This window comes from Nocardia sp. NPDC058058, assembly GCF_042885355.1.
In the GTDB taxonomy this organism is placed as follows: Bacteria; Actinomycetota; Actinomycetes; order Mycobacteriales; family Mycobacteriaceae; genus Nocardia.
The window spans coordinates 488,719-509,560 of record NZ_JBHVSA010000002.1 but is presented as its reverse complement, the minus strand read 5'-3'; the positions used below and the strand labels follow the sequence as shown (position 1 = coordinate 509,560).

General features: G+C 66.2%; 19 protein-coding genes. 12 read left to right on the top strand and 7 right to left on the bottom strand.

Going from position 1 to position 20,842, the window contains the following annotated elements; genetic code table 11:
- Genes rplP through rpsQ form a run of 3 tightly spaced genes read left to right on the top strand, consistent with a single transcriptional unit; the run spans position 1 to position 949 of the window.
- Positions 1 to 417 carry a 50S ribosomal protein L16 gene (gene rplP / locus ACFVUS_RS17235; protein ID WP_067571123.1) on the top strand — a complete coding sequence of 139 codons (417 nt, stop codon included), beginning with the start codon at positions 1 to 3 and terminating at the stop codon, positions 415 to 417.
- Complete coding sequence (gene rpmC / locus ACFVUS_RS17230) at positions 417 to 656, top strand: 50S ribosomal protein L29 (protein WP_364641136.1); 240 nt, start codon at positions 417 to 419, stop codon at positions 654 to 656. The genes rplP and rpmC overlap by 1 nt, the downstream gene beginning before the upstream one ends.
- Positions 653 to 949, top strand: coding sequence for a 30S ribosomal protein S17 (gene rpsQ, locus ACFVUS_RS17225; RefSeq protein WP_067571127.1), 297 nt, complete (start codon positions 653 to 655; stop codon positions 947 to 949). Before rpmC ends, rpsQ begins: the two co-directional genes overlap by 4 nt.
- A gap of 93 nt (positions 950 to 1,042) precedes the next feature.
- On the opposite strand, the gene ACFVUS_RS17220 is transcribed toward rpsQ, so the two are convergent.
- Positions 1,043 to 1,465, bottom strand: coding sequence for a pyridoxamine 5'-phosphate oxidase family protein (locus ACFVUS_RS17220; RefSeq protein ID WP_387766728.1), 423 nt, complete (start codon positions 1,463 to 1,465; stop codon positions 1,043 to 1,045).
- Between the two features lie 10 nt (positions 1,466 to 1,475).
- Positions 1,476 to 2,165 carry a TetR/AcrR family transcriptional regulator gene (locus tag ACFVUS_RS17215; RefSeq protein WP_387766726.1) on the bottom strand — a complete coding sequence of 230 codons (690 nt, stop codon included), beginning with the start codon at positions 2,163 to 2,165 and terminating at the stop codon, positions 1,476 to 1,478.
- A 144-nt stretch (positions 2,166 to 2,309) separates the two neighbouring features.
- On the opposite strand from ACFVUS_RS17215, the gene ACFVUS_RS17210 reads away from it, so the two are divergent.
- Positions 2,310 to 4,367, top strand: coding sequence for a CocE/NonD family hydrolase (locus ACFVUS_RS17210; protein ID WP_387766724.1), 2,058 nt, complete (start codon positions 2,310 to 2,312; stop codon positions 4,365 to 4,367).
- 63 nt (positions 4,368 to 4,430) lie between these two features.
- Here ACFVUS_RS17210 and ACFVUS_RS17205 read toward each other — a convergent pair whose 3' ends face one another.
- Complete coding sequence (locus ACFVUS_RS17205) at positions 4,431 to 4,889, bottom strand: MarR family winged helix-turn-helix transcriptional regulator (protein WP_387766721.1); 459 nt, start codon at positions 4,887 to 4,889, stop codon at positions 4,431 to 4,433.
- A gap of 134 nt (positions 4,890 to 5,023) precedes the next feature.
- Here ACFVUS_RS17205 and ACFVUS_RS17200 point away from each other — a divergent pair, with 134 nt between their 5' ends.
- Complete coding sequence (locus tag ACFVUS_RS17200; RefSeq protein ID WP_387766718.1) at positions 5,024 to 6,220, top strand: MFS transporter; 1,197 nt, start codon at positions 5,024 to 5,026, stop codon at positions 6,218 to 6,220.
- Positions 6,221 to 6,373: 153 nt separating this feature from the next.
- Positions 6,374 to 9,700, top strand: a complete 3,327-nt coding sequence (locus ACFVUS_RS17195; RefSeq protein WP_387766715.1) for an FAD/NAD(P)-binding protein — start codon at positions 6,374 to 6,376, stop codon at positions 9,698 to 9,700.
- A gap of 7 nt (positions 9,701 to 9,707) precedes the next feature.
- Here ACFVUS_RS17195 and ACFVUS_RS17190 read toward each other — a convergent pair whose 3' ends face one another.
- Positions 9,708 to 10,118, bottom strand: coding sequence for a DUF5997 family protein (locus tag ACFVUS_RS17190; RefSeq protein WP_387766712.1), 411 nt, complete (start codon positions 10,116 to 10,118; stop codon positions 9,708 to 9,710).
- 81 nt (positions 10,119 to 10,199) lie between these two features.
- On the opposite strand from ACFVUS_RS17190, the gene ACFVUS_RS17185 reads away from it, so the two are divergent.
- The 4 genes from ACFVUS_RS17185 to ACFVUS_RS17170 all read left to right on the top strand — a co-directional run bounded on the left by ACFVUS_RS17185 (position 10,200) and on the right by ACFVUS_RS17170 (position 14,730).
- Positions 10,200 to 11,150: a LysR family transcriptional regulator gene (locus ACFVUS_RS17185; protein ID WP_387766708.1), complete on the top strand. Its 951-nt coding sequence runs from the start codon at positions 10,200 to 10,202 to the stop codon at positions 11,148 to 11,150.
- 261 nt (positions 11,151 to 11,411) lie between these two features.
- Entirely contained in the window at positions 11,412 to 11,936 is a 525-nt protein-coding gene (locus ACFVUS_RS17180; RefSeq protein ID WP_387766705.1) for an EXLDI protein, read from the top strand.
- Between the two features lie 35 nt (positions 11,937 to 11,971).
- Positions 11,972 to 14,128: an MMPL family transporter gene (locus ACFVUS_RS17175; RefSeq protein WP_387766702.1), complete on the top strand. Its 2,157-nt coding sequence runs from the start codon at positions 11,972 to 11,974 to the stop codon at positions 14,126 to 14,128.
- A gap of 191 nt (positions 14,129 to 14,319) precedes the next feature.
- On the top strand, positions 14,320 to 14,730 hold the full coding sequence (locus ACFVUS_RS17170) for a hypothetical protein (protein ID WP_387766699.1): 411 nt from the start codon (positions 14,320 to 14,322) through the stop codon (positions 14,728 to 14,730).
- A gap of 120 nt (positions 14,731 to 14,850) precedes the next feature.
- Here the strand turns inward: ACFVUS_RS17170 and ACFVUS_RS17165 are convergent, their stop codons facing one another.
- The 3 genes from ACFVUS_RS17165 to ACFVUS_RS17155 form a co-directional block, all read right to left on the bottom strand.
- On the bottom strand, positions 14,851 to 15,615 hold the full coding sequence (locus ACFVUS_RS17165; RefSeq protein WP_387766696.1) for a CPBP family intramembrane glutamic endopeptidase: 765 nt from the start codon (positions 15,613 to 15,615) through the stop codon (positions 14,851 to 14,853).
- A 46-nt stretch (positions 15,616 to 15,661) separates the two neighbouring features.
- Complete coding sequence (locus tag ACFVUS_RS17160) at positions 15,662 to 16,618, bottom strand: RluA family pseudouridine synthase (RefSeq protein ID WP_387766693.1); 957 nt, start codon at positions 16,616 to 16,618, stop codon at positions 15,662 to 15,664.
- 75 nt (positions 16,619 to 16,693) lie between these two features.
- The gene (locus tag ACFVUS_RS17155) at positions 16,694 to 17,122 is read right to left on the bottom strand and encodes a TIGR03667 family PPOX class F420-dependent oxidoreductase (RefSeq protein ID WP_387766690.1); all 429 of its coding nucleotides are present in this window, start codon (positions 17,120 to 17,122) and stop codon (positions 16,694 to 16,696) included.
- Between the two features lie 135 nt (positions 17,123 to 17,257).
- Between ACFVUS_RS17155 and ACFVUS_RS17150 the strand changes: the two genes are divergently transcribed.
- Positions 17,258 to 19,087: an ABC transporter ATP-binding protein gene (locus ACFVUS_RS17150; RefSeq protein ID WP_387766687.1), complete on the top strand. Its 1,830-nt coding sequence runs from the start codon at positions 17,258 to 17,260 to the stop codon at positions 19,085 to 19,087.
- Entirely contained in the window at positions 19,084 to 20,814 is a 1,731-nt protein-coding gene (locus ACFVUS_RS17145; protein ID WP_387766684.1) for an ABC transporter ATP-binding protein, read from the top strand. The genes ACFVUS_RS17150 and ACFVUS_RS17145 overlap by 4 nt, the downstream gene beginning before the upstream one ends.
- Positions 20,815 to 20,842 lie beyond the last annotated feature (28 nt).

The following is a 20,842-nucleotide window of genomic DNA, read 5'->3' as shown; positions in this document are numbered from 1 at the left end:
ATGTTGATGCCTCGCAAGGTCAAGCACCGTAAGCAGCACCACCCGAGCCGTTCGGGCATGTCCAAGGGCGGCACGGCGGTTTCCTTCGGTGAGTACGGCATCCAGGCTCTGGAGCCTGCTTACGTGACCAACCGTCAGATCGAGTCGGCGCGTATCGCGATGACCCGCCACATCAAGCGTGGCGGCAAGATCTGGATCAACATCTACCCCGATCGCCCGCTCACCAAGAAGCCGGCCGAAACCCGCATGGGTTCCGGTAAGGGTTCGCCGGAGTGGTGGATCGCGAACGTGAAGCCCGGACGGGTCATGTTCGAGATGTCTTACCCGAACGAGGAGACCGCTCGTGAGGCCCTGCGCCGCGCGATGCACAAGCTCCCCATGAAGTGCAGGATCGTGACGCGAGAGGAGCAGTTCTGATGGCTACCGCTAATCCGGCAGCAGAGCTGCGTGAGCTGACCGAGGAAGAGCTCGTCGCGAAGCTTCGCGAAGGCAAGGAAGAGCTTTTCAACCTGCGCTTCCAGATGGCGACCGGTCAGCTGACCAACAATCGTCGCCTGCGTGTGGTCCGTCACGAGATCGCCCGCATCTACACGGTCATGCGTGAGCGCGAGCTCGGCCTGGCCTCCGGTCCGCAAGGCAAGGGAGACGCCGCATGAGCGACGTAAAGGGCCCGGCCAAGACGCCGGCCAAGGCAGAAGAGCGTGGCCAGCGCAAGGTGCGCATCGGTTACGTTGTTTCCGACAAGATGACCAAGACCATCGTGGTCGAGCTGGAAGATCGCGTGAAGCACAAGCTTTACGGCAAGATCATCCGCACCACCTCGAAGGTCAAGGCGCACGACGAGAACGAGATCGCCGGTATCGGTGACCGCGTGCAGCTGATGGAGACCCGTCCGCTGTCCGCCACCAAGCGCTGGCGTCTGGTCGAGGTGCTGGAGAAGGCCAAGTAAGGTCTGCTCCATCCTCGACGACAGTCGAAATACGAAGGCCCGCTTCCCCCGTGGAGGCGGGCCTTCGTCATATCCGCGGCCGGGCCGGTGCGGTCAGAGGCCGCCGAGGTCGGCCGATAGCCAATGCTCCGGGGTCAGGTAGACCGCGACCTGCTCGCCGATGGATTCGGCGGTCTTCATATACCGGTCCACCTGGTCGGGCGTGAGATAGCGCGACGCCATCTCGTGGTGCATCGCATCGCTCATCGGGGTGATGCGGGCGATCGGACCCTCGACGGTGACATAGCGGACGGTCGGCTCCAGCACCTGCGCCATCATGCTGAAGCGTCCGGATTCTTTGAGCAGTCGCATCTTTCGCGACTCCGGACCGGTGATGATCCACAGCTCGGCACCGGGTGTGTACTGATACCAGATGGGGACGGTCAGCGGCGCGCGCCCGGGTTTGTCGTTGACGGCGAACGCGCCGATATGGGGTTGGGCCAGAAAACTCTGTCGTTCTTCCAACGTCAGTGCCATAACCCCCACGCTAGCGCGGGGGTACGACCGGTTCGGGCTGCCGGGACAGGTCGGGCACGCCGAACAGGGCCATGGTGACCTGGTAGACGTGCGTGGTGAGGTCGGGCAGCGCCCGCGGTCCAGGGCCCTGGATGCAGTCGCGAATACGGTCGTCGATGGCCCCGATGAGGGCGTCGAAGAAGTCGTCGGGAATCTCGGCGGGGATGTCGCCGGCGGCGTGGCCGATGCGGAAGGCGGCCCGCATGCGCTGTGCCAGACGGTTTTTCATGGTGCGGCGCTGTTCCGCGACGACGGGTCCGGCGGCCAGGCATTCCACGTGCAGGGCGCGGGCGCAGTCGGCGTTGTCGCTGAGCGCGCGCAGGTACTCGCCGAGCGTGGTGTGGATGAGCGTGCGCCAGTCGGAATGCGGTGTGCTGGCGATACTTTCGTCGAGCTGTTCGATGACCAGGTCGACCGCGGCCTCGAAGGCGGCGAGGAAGCATTCGTCCCGGTCCCGGAACAGCTGGTAGAAGGTGCGCCGCGAAACCCCCGCGCGCGCAACGATATCGGCCACGGTGGTGGCGTTGTAGCCGCGTTCGGAGACGGCTTCCAGCACGCCGAAGAAGATGCGCATGCGCTGTGAGTGCACGACGTCCTCCGGATTGATGCCGTGGGTGCCGGGCGGCAGGCGGCGGCGATCGAAGCCGGATTCCAGAGCCATCTCCCGAGCATAGTGACGCCCGTGCTGTGAGGCCCGCCACAGTTGGGGCAAAACTGTGACCCAGACACCTTTCATGGTAATGATAGGTACGCCACAGTTTATAAGCCGGGATCGTGTCGGATGCCCGGATGGAGGGGAGTACACATGATCGGGAGAGCCCGCAGCCGCCTGATCCGATTAGGCATAGCGGCCGTGGCCGTCACCGTGACCACGCTGTCTGTGACGCCGACGGCCGCGGCCGAGACACCGCCGGACGGCGGTCAACTCGGGCAATCCTGGCTGGCCGCACATGACGGACCCGCGACCTATCCGGGCCGCTATCCCGGTGAGGTGCATATCGATTTCGATGTGCCGATCACCATGAGCGACGGAACGGTGTTGAAGGCCAACGTGTATCGGCCCGTCGACGCCAATGGCGCGCCGGTCACCGATCCGCTGCCGACCATCGTCAATCTGACGCCGTACACCAAATTCGCGTCCTGGCTGGCCGATGTGGCGCTGTCGGTGCCGTGGCTGTCCGACGCCCTGATCCAGCTGGTGAACAGCGTCGACCTGACCGGTACGCCGCTCAGCTCCGTCACGGACCTGACCCGGGTGCTCAGCGGCGGCGCGGCGCGCACCTTCGGCGTGGATCGCAGGCTCATCCAGCACGGCTACACCCAGATCGTGGTGGATACCCGCGGCACCGGCTATTCGCAGGGCGCGTGGCAGTTCTTCCAGAGCCGCGAGACCCAGGATTCGGTCGAGGTCATCGATTGGGCGGCGCGACAGCCCTGGTCGGACGGCAATATCGGGATGAACGGCATCTCGTACTCGGGCATCAACCAGTACATGGTCGCCGCGCAGAACCCGCCCGCGCTCAAGGCCATCTTCCCGGTGGAGGGCAGTACCGACAAGATCGGTGACGTGGCCGCGCCCGGTGGTGGACTCGGCTTGTTCGCACCGCTGTACATCGCGTTCATCGATGTGATCCAGAACTTCCCGGACCCGGTCGGCGTGCTGCTCGGTCACCTGGACGCGAAGTGGCTGATGGACCGTGTCACAACGCCTTTCGAGTTCTTCGACTACATCATCATGGCGCTGACGCCCTCGGTGGATCTGCTGCCGGAGCCGCTGAAACAGGCGTTGCGGCCGGGAAGTGAACTGCGCGAGGCATTCTCGGACAGTCATCCGGAGCGCATCAAGGTGCCGACCTTCGCCTACGGTGGCTGGCAGGACATCTTCGCGCCGTCCAGCGCCATGTCGTTCGACCGGATTCCGCTGCCGCCGGAGCAGAAGAAGCTGATCATGGGCGATACGTACCACATGAATCCCGGTTCGGGACTTGGTAATCCGGGTAAGCCGCCGCGCTTGGACGTGCTGCAGATGGCCTGGTACGACAAATGGCTCAAGGGCATCGACAACGGGATCGATCAGTACGGCCCGGTGGTGCTGTGGCAGCAGGGCGGCGGCTGGACCGCCACCTCGTGGCTGCCGCGACCGACTTCGGAGTACCGGCGCATGTATCTCTCGCCGGCGCGCAGCGGCACGGCGAACAGCGTGTACGACGGATCGCTCAACGGCGACTCCACCGATGCTCCGGCGCAGCTGACGGTGTCGCCGTTGACCGGCATCACCGCGCTGTGCTCGCGCGATATGGCGGTCGAATCACTCGGGTTCACCTCGGTGATCGACGGCTGCACCAAGGACGATCGTGTGCACGAGCTCGGTGGCCTGACCTTCACCAGCGCACCGGTTTCCGAGGCGACGGTCATCTCGGGGCCGATCAATGTGCACCTCAATACCGCGTACGACTCGTCCGAGGGGTACTGGTCGGTCACGGTGAACGATGTTGCGCCCGATGGTCGTTCGACCGTGGTGGGCAGCGGTCAGCTCACCGCGTCGCTGCGCGCGATCGATGAGGACAAGAGCAAGCGGAACGCCGCCGGTGACCTCACCGAGACGGCCTATCTGCTGACCCTGGATTCGCGGCAGCCGCTGGTGCCCGGTCAGCCGACGACGATCGATATCGCGGTGAATCCCGTTGACGCGGTGCTGCAACCGGGCCATCGGGTGCGAATCGACGTGTACGCCAGCAACTTCCCGCGCGGGGTGCTGTTGCCGCCGCTGCTGGTGGAGAGCCGTCTGGCGAATCAGCATGTGCTGCTCGATCCTTCGGAGCCGAGCTACGTCAACCTGCCGTTGAGCCGCGAGATCGCATAGCAGGAGGGGAGAAGGCCCGCTTTCCGGTTGGGGGAAGCGGGCCTTCGTGCTGTCCGGGACGATTCAGGCCGGGGTGTGCAGGGATTCGACGGTGCGCACCAGCGGGGCCAGTTCGGGGTTGGCCGCGGCCTCGTCGAGGGCTTCCCGCAGCGCGGCGTCATTGGTCGGGCGGGCGGTTTCCAGCAGGGTGCGGCCGGTGTCGGTGACCTTGGTGTAGATGCCGCGGCGATCGGTGGGGCAGAGGTAGCGGGCGAGCAGGCCGCGGTCCTCGAGCCGGGTGACCAGGCGGGTGGTGGCGCTCTGGGACAGCACGATGGCGTCGGCGACCTGTTTCATCTGGAGCATGCCGCCGGTGCCGTCGTGCTGGCGGCTCAGCACATCGAGCAGGGAGTATTCGCGCACGCTCAGCTCGTGTTTCGCCTGGAGCGCGCGTTCGATATGCGCTTCGATCCGGCCGTGCAGCACGGTCAGGGCGCACCAGCCCTGGGCTAGACCGGTGAGTGCGGGATCGGTGGCTGTCATGACGTTTCCTCTGGTCGCGGCGGCTGTCCCCAGGATAGCTCACTTCCGCGATTGCCCGCGCTTGCAAGTAAGCCGCGTCTGCAACTATTGTGTTTGCAATAACGCGCTCTTGCAATCGTCTGGAAGGTGTAGTCATGCCGCTCGCACTGCTGGCCCTGGCAATCGGGGCCTTCGGAATCGGCACCACCGAATTCGTCATCATGGGCCTGTTGCCCGAGGTCGCCGGTGATTTCGGGGTGTCCATACCGACCGCCGGATGGCTGGTCACCGGCTATGCGCTGGGCGTCATGCTGGGTGCGCCGATCATGACCGCGCTGGGCACCCGCGTGCCCCGCAAGCGCATGCTCATGCTGCTGATGGGGTTCTTCATCGCCGGGAATCTGATCTCCGCCATCGCCCCGGTCTTCGGGATCATGCTGATCGGCCGCGTGGTCGCCTCGCTCGCGCATGGCGCCTTCTTCGGCATCGGCGCGGTGGTCGCCGCGGAGCTGGTCGCACCGGATCGCAAGGCGGGGGCCATCGCCATGATGTTCACCGGATTGACCGTCGCCAATGTGGTCGGTGTACCGCTGGGCACCTTCGTCGGCCAGCAGATCGGCTGGCGCGTCACCTTCGCGATCGTGGCGCTGCTCGGTGTGGCCGGCCTCGCCGGAATCGCCAAGCTGGTTCCGAATCTGCCCACCCCCGAGCATGTGAACCTGCGCCGGGAGCTGGCCGCTTTCAAGAACATTCAGGTGTGGCTGGCCAACGGCATGACCGTGCTCGGCTTCGGCGCGGTATTCGCGGCGATCACCTATATCGCCCCGATGATGACCGAGATCGGTGGCTTCGCCGACGGTTCCATCACCTGGCTGCTGGTGCTGCTGGGCCTGGGGATGGTTGTGGGTAACCTCGTCGGCGGCAAATTCGCGGATCGCGCGCTGATGCCGATGCTGTTCATCTCGTTGTCCGCGTTGACGATCGCGCTGGCGCTGTTCACGGTCACCGCGCAGGTCAAGGTGTTGGCGGCGATCACCATCTTCGTGATCGGTGCGCTCGGGTTCGCCTCGGTGCCCTCACTGCAGAAGCGGGTGCTGGATCAGGCTCCCGATGCCCCGACGCTGGCGTCGGCGGTGAACATCGGCGCGTTCAATCTCGGAAACGCGTTGGCCGCGTGGCTCGGTGGGCTCACGCTCTCGGCCGGGATGGCCTACACCGCGCCGAATTGGGTGGGTGCCGGGCTGGCCGCTGCGGCGCTGCTGCTGGCGCTGGTGTCCGCCGGGCTGGAGCGCCGCGAAACCGGTACCGCGGCGGTGGTTTCCGAGCCCGCGCTGGTCTCGGCGACGCGCTGAGGCCGCATTCGGCGTTTCGCAATTGTGCGTTCGGCGTTTCGCGAGTTGAGCCGTATTCCGTACCGCGCGTTCTTGTATGGCGTTTACCGCGTTGCTACTCTCGGCGACGTGCCCGCTACCGGGTACAGATCCTCGGGCGCGATCGGTGTGTGAATGCTCGACAATGTGGTTCGGGTCGCGATAGTCGGAATGGGACCTCGTGGTCTGAATGTATTCGAACGGATTTGTGCCAATGCTCGACAGCTCGGTAATTGCGCGGGCGTCGAGCTGATCCTGATCGACTCGAAAAGGGTTGGCACGGGCGCGGTCTGGCGTACCGATCAGCCTGCTCAGCTGCTGATGAATACGGTCGCCGAGCAGGTCACCATCTTCACCGATGACACGGTGGAGATGGCGGGGCCGGTGGATAGAGGGCCGAGTTTGTACGAATGGTCCAATTTCCTGGCGAAGATCGGCAATTTCGCCGGATTGCCTTCCGGCGCTTATCGGGAAGCGCTGCGCATCCGCGCCGATACCTATCCGCCGCGCTACTTCTACGGCCATTATCTGCGCTGGGCATTCGAACGCACGCGGGATCGCTATTCCGAATGGGTGCATACGCGCGAAATTGTGGCTACCGCAACCGATCTGTGGGATGGTCCGGGCGGATTGCAGGAACTCGAACTGAGCACCGGCGAACGCATTCGCGGCCTGCACGCGGTGGTGCTGGCCCAGGGGCACCTGGGCGAGGAGCCGCCGGAAGAGCCGGGCTCCCTGCATGATTCGGCGCGCACCCTGGGCCTGGGCTACGTTGCCCCGGCCAATGCCGCCGATATCGATGTGCACGCGATACCCGAGCGGGAGCCGGTGCTCATCCGCGGGCTCGGGCTCACCTTCTTCGACTATCTGGCACTGCTCACGGTCGGGCGCGGCGGGTGTTTCAAGGAGTCCGGCGCCGGACTGGAGTACGTGGCCTCCGGACATGAGCCGATGATCATGGCGGGCTGCCGCCGGGGCGTACCGCATCACGCGCGCGGCGAACATCAGAAGGGTGTGGACGGCCGGTACGCGCCCATCCTGCTGAATCCCGAGCGCATTGCCCGATTGCGCGGTCGCTCACGCAAATTCGGCGATGTGTCGTTCCGGCACGATGTCTGGCCGCTGATCGCCCGCGAGGTCGAATCGGTGTACTACGCGGCGCTGCTGGCCGAGCGGCTGAGTCCGCAACGGCTGGAATCGTTCCGGGACGCGTATCTGGGCGCACCCGCCGCCGAGTCCGCGGAGCTGTTGCAGCGCTTCCACATTCGGCAGGAGGAGCAGTGGGATTGGACCGCGCTGGTCGATCCCACCGGCGGCCGGAGTTTCACCGATCCCGGCGAATTCCAGGACTGGCTGCTCGGTTATCTGGACGCCGATGTGCGCGCGGCCCGGCTGGGTAATGTGCGCGGTCCGGTGAAGGCGGCCCTGGATGTGCTGCGGGATCTGCGCAATGAGGTCCGGTTGGTGGTCGATCACGGCGGTATCGCCGGATCGTCGTACCGCGATGATCTGGATCGCTGGTACACGCCCATGAACGCCTTCCTGTCCATCGGCCCGCCCGCCAGTCGTATCGCCGAACTGTCCGCGCTGATCCGGGCGGGCGTGGTGCGGGTCATCGGCCCGGGCATGCGATTGCGCGTCGATACCGGGCGGCGGCTGTTCAGCGCGGAGTCCCCGCAGGTGGCGGGCTCGCAGGTGCGCGGCAGGCATTTGATCGATGCCTGGATGCCCGCACCGGATCTGCGCCGCACCGCGGATCCGCTGCTGCGTAATCTGCTGGGCCGCAAGGATGTCAGCGGTTTCAGCATGGGTTCACCGGACGGCAGCAGCTATCGCACCGGCGGTCTGGCGCTGGCCCCGAACACCCATCATCTGGTGGACGGCGAGGGCCGAATCCAGCACCGCCGCTATGCCTTCGGGGTGCCCACCGAATCGGTGCGCTGGGTGACCGCGGCCGGTCCGCGTCCCGGCGTGAATTCGGTGACGCTGGCGGACGGCGATGGAATCGCCCGCGAGATCCTCACCACGCATCGCTATGAGCGCTCCGCGAATTCCTCTGAAAGGCAAGGCGATATGGCGATCGAATACGGTCTGCTGTCCCCGGTGGGCGTGGGCTCCCCGGTGGAATCCCTGCTCGGCGACGATGCCTGGATCGAGGCCATGCTGGAGGTGGAGCTGGCGCTCTCGCGGGCGCAGGCGCGCCTGGGCATCGTGCCCGAGACGGTGCCCGAACATATGGCGCTCGCGGTGCGCGGGCACACCTTCGATGCCCGGGAGATCGCGGAAGCCGCACGGGGAGCGGCGAATCCGGTGGTGTGCTTCGTGGAGCGGCTGCATCGGGCGGTCGCCGATATCGATCCGGTGAGCGCGAATTACGTGCACTACGGCTCGACCAGTCAGGACATTCTCGATACCGCGACCATGTTGATCGCGGCGCGGGTGCTCTCGGTGATGATCGCCGATCTCAATGGCATTCTGGCCGGGCTGGCGGAATTGGCGCGGCGGCATCGCAGTACGCCGATCGCCGGTCGCACGCTGGCCATGCAGGCGGTGCCGACCACCTTCGGTGCGAAGGTGGCGGTGTGGATGCAGGGCATTCTCGACGCGCGCGAGCGCCTGTGCCAGGTGCGTACCGGGCTGCCGGTGCAATTGGGCGGTGCGGCAGGCACTTTGGCGTCTTATATCGAATGCGCGCGCTGCGGTGAATCGGATCTGTCGGCCGCCACCAGCGGCGAGATCATGGAGCGGTTGAGCGCGGAGTTCGCGGCGGAACTCTCGCTCGCGGTGAGCGCCACCCCGTGGCATACCGTGCGCACCCCGATCGCGGATCTGGCGTCCGCGCTGGCGCTGACCTCCGGGGTGCTCGGCAAGATGGCGGTGGATGTGATCTCCCAGTCCCGCACCGAGATCGCGGAGGTGTTCGAGCCCGCGGCGGAGGGGCGCGGTGAGTCGTCGGCCATGCCACAGAAGCGAAATCCGGTGTTGAGCACCATGATTCGAGCGGCAGCACTACAGGTTCCGGCGCTGGCCTCGACGTTGTTCGGTGCGCTGCTGGCCGAGGATGAGCGCCCGGCCGGTTCCTGGCACGCGGAATGGCAGCCGTTGCGCGAATGCCTGCTGCTGGCGGGCGGCGCGGCGCATACCGCGGTGGAACTGGCCGAGGGGCTGACCGCCGACGCGGATCGGATGACCGCGAATCTGACGCTCACCGAGGGCCAGATCGTCTCCGAGCGGCTCTCGATTCGGCTGGGGCCGCTGCTCGGCAAGCCGGTGGCGAAGAAGACGCTGCAATCGGCGTCGTACGAATCGCAGTCCAGTGCTCGTCCGCTGGCGGAGGTGCTGGCCGAATCCCCGGATATCGCATTGCATTTGAGCGGACCCGAACTCGATGATCTGCTGCGCCCGGAGAACTATCTCGGCGCGGCCCCCGATCTGGTGGATCGGGTGCTGCGCCGACTGTGAGTGCGGACTACCAGTTCTTACGCGGGCGATTGGACGCGGCGCGGCGCTCGGCGTCCTTGATCTTGACGCGTTCGGCTTCGGCCTGCACCGCGACGTAGTTCTTGCGCTCGGCGATGAGCCATTCCGGCGGGTCGGCGACCAGGGCCGCGATCTGCGCGCTGGTCATGGCGTCCTCGACGCCCGCGCGGCCGAGGCCGGAGTTGGAGATGCCGAGTTTGCGGGCCGTCACATCGCGCGGGAACGGGCCGTCCCGGTGCAGGTCCTGCAGCCACTGCGGCGGGTTGGCGCGCAGCTCGTCCAGCTGGGCGCGGGTGAGCGGTGAGTTCCGGAACTCCTCGGGGGTTGCGGGGAGGTAGATGCCGAGTTTGTCGGCCGCGGTCAGCGGCTTCATGGTCTGGGGTTTCTTGTCCGGGCTCACCGGTTCAGGGTATCGGGCGGGGTGCGGGCAACCGGCCGCGCGGTGCGGTTATCCGTATGGCGGTGCAATAACCTGGGTGGAATGAGCCGGTTCGAGTCCATCGATGTCACGCGTCTGCGCTGGTTCGCCGGGGTTGCGCAGGAGTTGCACTTCGCCCGCGCCGCGCAGGCTCTGGGGATTTCCCGGCAGCGGCTGAGTCATACGGTCATCGATCTGGAGGACGAGCTCGGGACGAAGCTGTTCGTGCCGGGGGCATCGCCGACCCAGCTCACGGCCGACGGTGAGGAACTGTTGGCCGCCGCGCTGGAGATTCTCGCGAACGTCGTGGAGCAGGCTCCGGCAACCCCCGATGACGGTGCCGAGCGCCTGCGGGTCGGGTTCGTGCCCGGGGTGACGGTCACCAAATGGGAGCGCATCTGGCGCGAGCGATACCCGGAGATCGCGCTGGAAATGCTGGCCGTGCCCATGCGCGAACAGGAGGCGGCGCTGCGCGAGGGCCGGGTGGATATGGCGTTCGTGCGCCTGCCGATCGATCGCGAGGGGATGAGCGCGATTCCGCTGTATCGCGAGATCGCGGTCGTGGTGGTGCCCAAGGATCATCCGATCTCGGTGTTCGAGCAGGTGAGCACGCTCGAGCTGGCCGATGAGCGGATGCAGGACGCCGCGGATCTGGACGAGGCGGCCATGACCCTGGAGTTGGTGGCGGCGGTCAGCGGTGCGGCGATCGTGCCGCATTCCATCGCGCGCCTGCACGCCCGCAAGGATCTGGTCTATCGGACCGTCACCGATGTGCCGCCGACCGAGATCGCGCTGGCCTGGCCCGCCGAGCGCACCACCGATCTGGTGGAGGAGTTCGTGGGTGTGGTGCGCGGACGTTCGGAGCGCAGCACGCGTTCGCCGTCGGGGCAGGACCGCAAGCAGCAGCCGAAGGCGCAACCGCGCGCGGCGAAGAAGCCGCCCGCGGGCAAGAAGCCGGCCGCTGCGAAACGTGCTGGGGGAGCACAGAAGTCGGGCAAGCGGCGCGGTCGCTGACTGTCCGGGCACTTCGGCTCGCCTCCCGTGGGAGGCGAGCCGTTCTCGTTCTAGGGGGGACCTCGGAGAAATTTCAGGGTTGATTCAGGGTTGCGCTATACGTATACGTCTACTTATAGTGATTTCAGACGCCGAAGCGGCCGTCTGCCGAGCTCGCTCGGCGACCGAAGTTATTGCGGCACAGTGCATCTCATTCCGCGGCAGCGGCTTGTAGATTCATGCCTATATGCGCATTGTCGCACCTTAAATCTGGAGTACGTCATGGACATCGATATGCAGAAGCCCGCGGACGAATCGCAGAGCGCGCTCGTCACCCAGAACTTCCCGGAGGGCATGAGCCGCATCGAACTTCGCGTCGGCCCCGGCGGCGGTCGCACGCAGAGTTTCGTCGGTCGCCTGCTGGCCGAATCGCAGCAGGTCACCAAGGTCGGCACCGAGGTGGTGAAGGTCTACCAGAGCCGTAAGGGCAAGTTCGTGGTGCACCGCCACTACGTCGAGTGGGCGGACTTCCAGCAGGCCACCAAGCAGGCGTATCGCAATGCCAAGGACGATTTCATCGTCGCCCGGAAGAACTCGGATCAGTCCGACTTCACCCCACTCACCAACTGGGCCAAGGAATTTAAGAACTGGCGCGAAATGCTCGGCCTGGGTGAGGATGGCTATGGCGACTTCACCCTGGACATCGTGGAGTCGCTCGAGGAGCTGCGTGATCGCATTCCCGCCAAGGCGTTTCGTATCGCCTCGGATGTAGTGGCGAACCCCGCCTCGCAAGACCTCGATATCTGAATAGCGCGGCCGAACCCCGAAAGGACTTCTCCCGCATGTTCTCCCGACTGGGACGCTTCGTCGTCAAACAGCCGTGGCTGGTGATCGGCGCTTGGCTGATCGCCATTGTCGCCATCGCCGCGACGGCTCCGAAACTCACGGCCACCACCGAACAGGCCGACTTCCTGCCCTCGCATTACGAATCCATCCAGGCGATGGACGTGCAGCAGAAGGCTTTTCCCAATAGTGCCGCCCCGTCCGCGCTCATCGTCTTCGAGCGCGCCGACGGCCAACCCCTGACCGCGACCGATACCGCCACCGTGCAGGCGGCGGCGGCCAAGCTCACCGAGCAGAAGATCAAGGATGTCACCGCGATCGCGGCGATGCCCGCCTCGGAGAACAAGCTGGTCGATGTGGTCGCGGTGCAGATGACCAAGGTCACCAGCCCGAACGACAAGCGGCAGACCGATGCGGTGAAGGAGATCCGAACCGCGTTGCAGGACACGGTTTCCGGGTCCGATCTCAAGGCCGGTGTCACCGGTCAGGCAGCGCAGACCCTGGATCAGCAGGATTCGGGTAACAAGGCGCTGGCCATTATCGGCATCGCCACCATCGTGTTGATTCTGGTGCTGCTGCTGGTGATTTTCCGCAGTCCGGTGATCGCGCTGTTGCCGATCATCGTGATCGGCGCGATCTCGGTGGCCGTCAACGGCCTGATCGCCATGGTGAGCAAGGCCTTCGATCTCAAGGTCGACAATTCTGTGCAGTCACTGCTGGTGGTGGTGTTGTTCGGCGTCGGCACCGACTACATCCTGTTCCTGATGTTCCGCTATCGGGAACGCCTGCGTGCGGGTGAGGATCCCAAGACCGCCATGGTCAGCGCGGTCACCCGGGTCGGTGAGGCGATCAGTTCGGCCGCGGCCGCGGTGATCATCGCCTTCGGCGCGCTGATGCTGTCGACGCTTGGCATGTTCCGTTCGCTCGGCCCGGCGCTGGCGATCGCGGTCGCGGTTGCCCTGCTCGCGGGTTTGACCCTGGTTCCGGCGATCGTTTCGCTGTTGGGCACCAAGGTGTTCTGGCCTTCCAAGGCGTGGAAGCACGAACCGGATGCCGCGCGGTTCGCCGCGGTCGGTTCGTCGCTGGGTAGGCGGCCGGGTCTGTACGCGCTGGTCTCGGGTGGCGTTCTGGTCGCGCTGGGCGTGGTCGCGCTCGGGTTCAATCCGACCTTCGATCTGAGTTCCAGTTCGACCTCGGACACGTCCGAATCCTCGGTCTACAGCAAGGAATTGCTCAAGGGCATGCCCGCGGGCACCACACAGCCGTCGCAGGTGTACCTGAGTACCGAGGGTGCGGCACTGACCACCGATCAGTTGCGTGATTACCGTGCGGCGCTGACCGGTGTCTCGGGTGTGGGCCAGGTGTCCGAGCCGAAGCTGTCGGAGAACAAGGCGATCGCCGAGTATCAGGTGACGCTCAATGACGCTCCGGAATCCGATGCCGCGTTGCAGACGGTGCAGGGTCCGCTGCGCGATATCGCGCATTCGGCGGCTCCGGACGGCACCAAGGCGGTGGTCGGCGGTATGACCTCGATCTTCGTCGACTTCAAGGCCGCGATGAATCGTGACTACTCGGTGGTGTTCCCGGTGGCCGCGGTGCTGATCATGCTGGTGCTGGGTCTGCTGCTGCGGAGTCTGGTGGCGCCCTGGTATCTGATCGCGTCGGTGTTCCTCGGGTTCGCCGCCACGCTCGGCGCCGCGGTGCTGGTTTTCCAGCACTTCCAAGGCAATTCGGGTCTGATCTTCACCTTGCCACTGATCATGTATCTGTTCGTGGTGGCGCTGGGGACCGACTACAACATCCTGATGGTGGCTCGATTGCGGGAGGAGGCCCGCGAGGGTCACGATCCGCACCGGGCCGCGGCGGAGGCGGTCAAGCACACCGGTCCGACGATCGCCGCCGCCGGTCTGATCCTGGCGGGCACCTTCGCCTCGATGATGCTGGCGGGCAATACCGCGCTGTCGCAGATGGGTTTCGCGATCTCGGTGGGTATCGGTATCGCGGCGTTCGTGATGGCGATGTTCTTCACCCCGTCGGTGACCGCGCTGATCGGCAAGCTGGCCTGGTGGCCGGGTCACGGTGGTGACGCCGATCCGCAGGCCGAGTTCGACAACCGCCAGTGGGCGGAGCCGGTACCGGATTCCGCCAAGCGCTAGCCGCGAATCGGGTTCCAGCACAGCCGGGCTCGTCTCCTTCGGGAGGCGGGCCCGGCTCGCTGTACTGCACCTATGTCTATCTGACAGAAACACGTTTCAGTTTTTTCCGGAAAGTGCCAACGCCCGAACTGGACAACCGATATGGTTCGCCGGACCGCACTCGATGCGGCCTGCACCCGAGGAGTTTCCCCATGTCCAAGACCGTGAACAAGCGCATCGCCCAGCGGGCCGGGTTCGGCGTCACCGCACTGGCCGCGGTGGCCTGTTCCGCGGCCCTGACCGCCCCCTACGCCTCGGCCGTCCCCACCGGCCTCTCGGTGAACGCCCGCAATGTCTACGCCGCCTGCACCTACGAGGTCACCGCGACCTACGACCACTGGATCCAGGTCTGGTTCTACGACAACGGCCTGGTCATCGGCGGCAGCCCGATCAGCCCCAGCAATGGCAAGGCCACCATCCAGTGGACCCCCAAGGGCGCCGGCACCCACACCCTGTCCACCCTCCAGGGCTCGGTCTGGGAACTGAAGGTCAACGTCCTGCAGCCCACCCTCACCGGCAGCGCCACCTGCGGCGCCGGCCCCCTGGGCTTCCTGGGCTCCTGATCCCGGTTCGGTGCCGGCCCAACCGCACCGAACCGTCCCGGGTCGGCCGATCGCCTATCCTCTGTTCCCTAGATCGGCCGACCCACCCCTTCATCGAAATGATGAGGGGGTGTTGTCTTTTCAGCGCAGAGTCGTATGCCAGACCAGGGCGGCGGCGAGAGCGCCCGCGCCGTTGACGGACCAGTGCAGGGCGATGGGGGCCAGCAGGCTGCCGCTGCGGCGGCGGAGCCAGGTGAAGACGGCTCCGGCGGCGGCGGTGGCCAGGACGGCGAGGGCTATGCCGATGATCTGGCCGGGGATGCCGTTGCCGAGGAAGCTGGACAGGCCCTTGTTGCCGTTGGTGAGGCCGAGCGATGAGGCCACGTGCCAGAGGCCGAAAAGCATTGAGCCGGCCGCGAATACGCCGCGTGCGCCGTAGGCGCGGTCCAGGGTGCCGTGCAGGACGCCGCGGAAGGCGAGTTCTTCGGGGATGGCGGTTTGCAGCGGGATGACGATCATCGAGGCGATGAGTGCGCCGGAGATGGTGGCGTAGCGGTCCGCCAGGAAGAACGGGCGAGTGATGGGGAGCAGGGCTCCGATGGCCACCGCGAGCAGGACCACGCCGACGGCGGCGACCGCCCAGAGGGTGCCGCTGCGCCATTGGCGCGGGGAGAGGCCGAGTTCGTGCCAGCCCAGGCCGCGGCGGCGGACCATGGCGAGCAGCACAATCGCGGCAATCGGGACCGTGATAATGCTGGCCAGCGCGTTGGTGAAGTGGGCTATCAGGTTCGTGCAGATCAGAACGGCTACGACGACTGCCACGTCTATGTAGGCGTGCAGGCGGTGGCGGAGGGGTGCGGGTGCCGGGGGAAGCACGGCGATCGCACCGTTATCGTTCTGAGACATCCCGGCCAGTGTACGTACGGATTCTTAGAAAGCACCTGAAAAGTAGTTAAAGCTGATCACCGGCAGGCGCGGTCCCGTTGGCCCAGCCTTCGGGGTCCTGCCAAGCCTGCAGCGTGCGGGCGGTTTCGAAGCGGCGCGGCTGCCGGGAAATAGGGTCCGTGAATTCGAGCGCACCGGCGAGTAATTGCAGTGGGCGGGTGAAGTCTTCGACCGGTTTGTCGGTGAGGTCGGGATAGAAGTCATCGCCCAGGATCGGAATGCCGAGCGAGTTCATGTGCAGCCGCAGCTGATGGGTGCGCCCGGTCTTGGGCCGCAGCCGATACCGGCCCAGTCCGTCGCGCTGTTCGAGCAGTTCGATATGGGTTTCGGCATTGGGTTCGCCGGGTTCCTCGAACGCCCGCAGTACCTGGCGTTCCTTGATGATCCGGCTGATGATGGTGCGCGGTAGTTCGAGTTCGGGATCGAAGCGCGCGATGGCCTCGTATTCCTTGTGCACTGTCCGCTTGTGGAACATGGTCTGATACGCCCCGCGCACAGCCGGATTCACGATGAAGAGGATCAGTCCGGCGGTGACCCGATCGAGCCGGTGCGCGGGCACCAGATCGGGCAGGTCGAGTTCGAGCCGCAGCCGCACCAGCGCGGTCTGCAGAATGTGCTGTCCCCGGGGAATGGTCGACAGGAAGTGTGGTTTGTCGATGACGAGGATGTTCTCGTCGCGATGCACGATGCCGATCTGGAACGGCACCTCGATCTCATCGGGCAGATCGCGGTGGAACCACACCGCCCCGCCGGGCACGTACGCGGCGTCGGGCGCGATGGGTCCGTCCAGATCGACGATCCCGCCTTCGCGCAGCAGCGCGTCGATGCGCGCCGGATCGACGCGGGGGAGTCGTTCGACCAGGTGATCGCGAATGGTCGCCCATTCCCCGTCCTCGGGCAGCCGCAGCCGCGCCGGGTCCAACCCGTGCCGCTTGGGTAGCGGCGGCTGCTGCCTGCGTCTCACCGGGTGAACCCTATCTGCCGCGCGGTCGCGGCCCGGAGTCGCAGGTCAGCGTGTGTGGACGGGGTCACCTCCGGTTCAGAAGCCGCGCAACCGGTCCGGGGTGATGCGCACGACCGCGGTGTACTTGTCGTAGAAGGCCTCGGCGGTCATTCCGATATCGACCAGACCCGCGGCGTATTTCTTTGTGTACGAGGCGAGTTCGTCCGCTCCGGGCCGCCGGTCGTCGATGCGCGCGGTACCGGTGAGAATGACGACGTCCCCGCCGTCGGAGGTGCTGTTGAGGTGCAGTGCCACGCGCCCGTTGTGTTCGATATTGCGGATCTTGGCCTGCCCCGGCTCGCTGAAGAGCAGGATTTCGCTGCCGTCCCATTGGAACCAGACGGGATTGGGCTGCGGGGTGCCGGTGCGGCCGACGGTGGTCAGCCAGATGATCGTGTCGTGGCGCAGGCGGTCGGCTACGTGGGTGCCGTGGTCGGTGCTGGTGTCTACGACGGAGGTTGTCATGTTGGCGACAACGCGGGCCCGCGCCGGTCGATTCCGGGAGCACCTGTAATTCACTCAGCGAAGTTAGCCTACCCTATCTTTCTGATGGTTCTTGTGTGAGGATCGGGCCAACCGAACAAGGGTGAGGGGCAACTGATGACGGTGGAGGTCGCGCCGGACAAGGCGGCGCGGGCACTGGAGAAAGCCGAGGCCAAGGCGCGCAAGCAGCGGGAAGCGCAGGCACGCAAGGAGATTCTGGCCCCGGTCGCGGGCACGCTCTCACTGGCGAGCCTGATCGTGGCGGTCGCCTCGGTCTGCGCGGTGGTCCCGTTCCTGCTGATCGTCGAGGCCTGCCGCGAATTGCTGCGCACGCAGGTCGACACCGATCGGGTGTGGCGACTGCTGCTCATCGCGGTGCTGGTGCTGGTGGCGCGCGCGGTATTGCAGGCGGTGGCGCTGACCTGGTCGCATCTGGTGGACGCCGGATATCAGTTGAGCCTGCGCCGCCTGTTGGCGGACAAGCTGACCCGGGTGCCGCTGGGCTGGTTCGGTGATCGCACCTCGGCCGAGGTGAAGAAGTACCTCCAGGACGATGTGGAGGCGCTGCACTATCTGGTCGCGCACGCCCGCCTGGACTTCATCGGCTCGGTGACCATTCCGCTGGTGACGCTGATCTACCTTGCCACCGTGGACATTCGGCTCACCCTGGTGTTGCTGCTGCCGCTGGTGCTCTACGCGCTGTGCATGAAGAAGATGCTCGATGAGCCCGGCCGCGAGCGCATGCTGGTCTACAACGCCGCCGAACAGCGCACCCGGGAGGCGACCGTCGAATTCGTGGACGGTATCCAGGTGGTGCGCGCGTTCGGTCGAACGGGCAAGGCGCACGGCGTTTTCCAGGACGCGGTCGATCATCAGACCGACAGCCTGCGCAAGTTGAAGATGCCGATCGTCTCGGTGCAGTCGCTCTCGGACGCGGTGGTCTCACCGGTGTTCGTCATGCTGCTGGTGGTGCTGGCGGGCCTGACCGGGGTGGGCGCGGGCTGGGTGGAGCCGCTGGATGTACTGCCGTTCTTGATGATCGGGCTCGGCCTGGGCAGTTCGCTCATGGGTCTGGGCTATGGCGCGCAGGCGCTGCGCACCGCGAGTGACGCGGCCCTGCGCCTGCACGAATTGATGCAGACCCCCGAATTGGTTTCCGGTGCGGCAGCTTCCGCCGAACCGGCCGAGGCCCCCGCCGGGCTGGTGCGTTTCGAGGGCGTGAGTTTCGGTTACCGCGACGATCATCAGGTGCTGCGGGGTATCGATCTCGAGCTCGCGCCGGGCACGCTGACCGCGCTGGTCGGCCCGAGCGGTTCGGGCAAGTCGACGCTGGCCAAACTGCTGCCGCGGTTCTACGACGTGCGGGAGGGCCGAATCAGCATCGGCGGCCGCGATATTCGCGAGTTCAGCACCGAGGAGCTGTATCGCACCGTCGGTTTCGTCTTCCAGGATGTGCGCCTGATTCGCGGCAGTATCCGCGACAATCTGTTGCTGGCCCGCCCCGACGCCGATGACGCGGCGCTGGAGCGCGCGGCCCGCGCCGCGCAGATCCACGATCGGATCAGCACGCTGCCGCGCGGCTACGACTCCGAGATCGGCGTCGATGCCACCCTGTCCGGCGGTGAGGCGCAACGCCTTTCGATTGCCCGCGCGCTGCTGGCGGACACCCCGGTGCTGGTGCTGGACGAGGCCACCGCCTTCGCCGATCCGGAATCGGAGGCGGCGGTGCAGGACGCGCTGGCCGCGCTGGTGGCGGGCCGCACCGTACTGGTGATCGCGCATCGCCTGCACACCATCACCGGTGTGGATCGAATCCTGGTGCTGGAGAACGGCGTACTGGTCGAGCAGGGCGATCACGAGAGCCTGCGCGCGGCGAACGGCCTCTATCAGCGGCTGTGGGAGATCAATGAGGCGGCGCTGGACGTGGTGCTGGAGGGAACACGATGATTCGCAATGTTTTCGCATTGGTGCCGCGCGAGTTCGCCTCGCTGACACCGAGATTGCTGGCCGCTATCACCGCGCAGGCGCTGTGCCAGGCGCTCGCGTACGTGCTGCTGGTGCCGGTGCTCGAGGCGCTGTTCGACGGGGATACCGCTAGCGCCTGGCGCTGGACCATCGGTCTGGCCATCGCGGTCGCCGGTGTGATCGGCTTCGGTTTCGTGCAGGCGGTGCTGGGCCTGCGCATCGGCGTCGGTATGCAGCAGGGTTTGCAGACCAGGCTCGGCGATCACCTGAATTCGCTGCCGCTGGGCTGGTTCGAGACCCAGCACGCCGGTTCGCTGTCCCGCCTGGTGGTGGAGAACGTGCGCGAGGTGCAGGGCCTGATCGCGTATCTGCTGGCGAAAATGCTGACCGGCGTGATCGTTCCGCTGGGTGTGGCGATCGGCATGCTGTTCGTGGACTGGCGTGTCTCGCTGGCCATGCTGCTGGCCGCGCCGGTGCTGTATCTGGTGAATCTGTGGGCGAATCGCTCGTACACCGCCTCGGATGAGCAGTTGCACGAGGCGTCCTCGGAGGCGAACGCGCGGGTGCTGGAATTCGCGCAGGCGCAGCCGGTGCTGCGTTCCTTCGGTGCGGTGGGTGCGGGTAACAAGGCGTTGAACGCGGCGCTGGCCCGCCAGCGCAAGGCCGCTTCGGGACTGCTGTTCGCGAGTGTGCCGGGTCTGATCGTGTTCGCGCTGTGCGTGCAGGCGGTGTTCCTGGTGCTGGTGTATCTGGTGGTGGGCCAGGTGACCGGCGGCAGCATTTCCGCGGCGGCCGCCATCGCGCTGATCGCGGTGAGCGCCCGTTTCATCGAACCGCTGAATCAGGCCGCGCAGCTGGGCACCGCCCTGCGTTCGGCTGCCTCGGCGGCCGAGCGGGTGAGTACGCTGCTGGCCGAACCCGCACTGCCGCAGGCGGATTCCGATCCGGAGCCGGGTGCGCCGAGCATCGTGTTCGACAATGTGAGTTTCGGTTACCGCACCGGCGCGCAGGTGCTCTCGGAGGTGTCGTTCACCGTCGAGCCGGGTACCACGACCGCGATCGTCGGCCCCAGCGGCGCGGGCAAGTCCACGGTGCTGCGCCTGGCCGCGCGTTTCCACGATGTGGATTCGGGCCGGGTCCTGTTGAGCGGCAATGACGTTCGCGAGCAGCCGGCGCTGCTGAGCCGCATCTCGCTGGTGTTCCAGAACGTGTATCTGTTCAATCGTTCGGTGCTGGAGAACATTCGGGCCGGACGCCCGGACGCCACCGATGATCAGGTGCGCGCGGCCGCGCGTGCGGCACGGGTGGACGAGATCGCCGAACGCCTGCCCGCGGGCTGGGACAGTCCGGTCGGCGAGGGCGGCGCATCCCTGTCCGGCGGTGAGCGCCAGCGTGTTTCGATCGCGCGCGCCCTGCTGAAGGATGCCCCCGTGGTGCTGCTGGACGAGGCCACCAGCGCCCTGGATCCGCAGAGCGAGGCCGTGGTGGTGCGCGGTGTGCACGAACTCACCAGGGACCGCACGGTCATCGTGGTGGCGCATCGCCTGGCCACCATCGCGCACGCGGATCAGATCCTGTTCATGGAGGCGGGCCGCATTGTCGAGCGCGGTACGCACGCGCAATTGCTGACCCTGGACGGCCGCTACGCCGCCTTCTGGAATGAGCGCACCCGGGCGACCGGCTGGCGTCTGGAAGCGGTTCCGGTCTAGCACCTCTCGCGGCTGCCGGGCCGGGAGA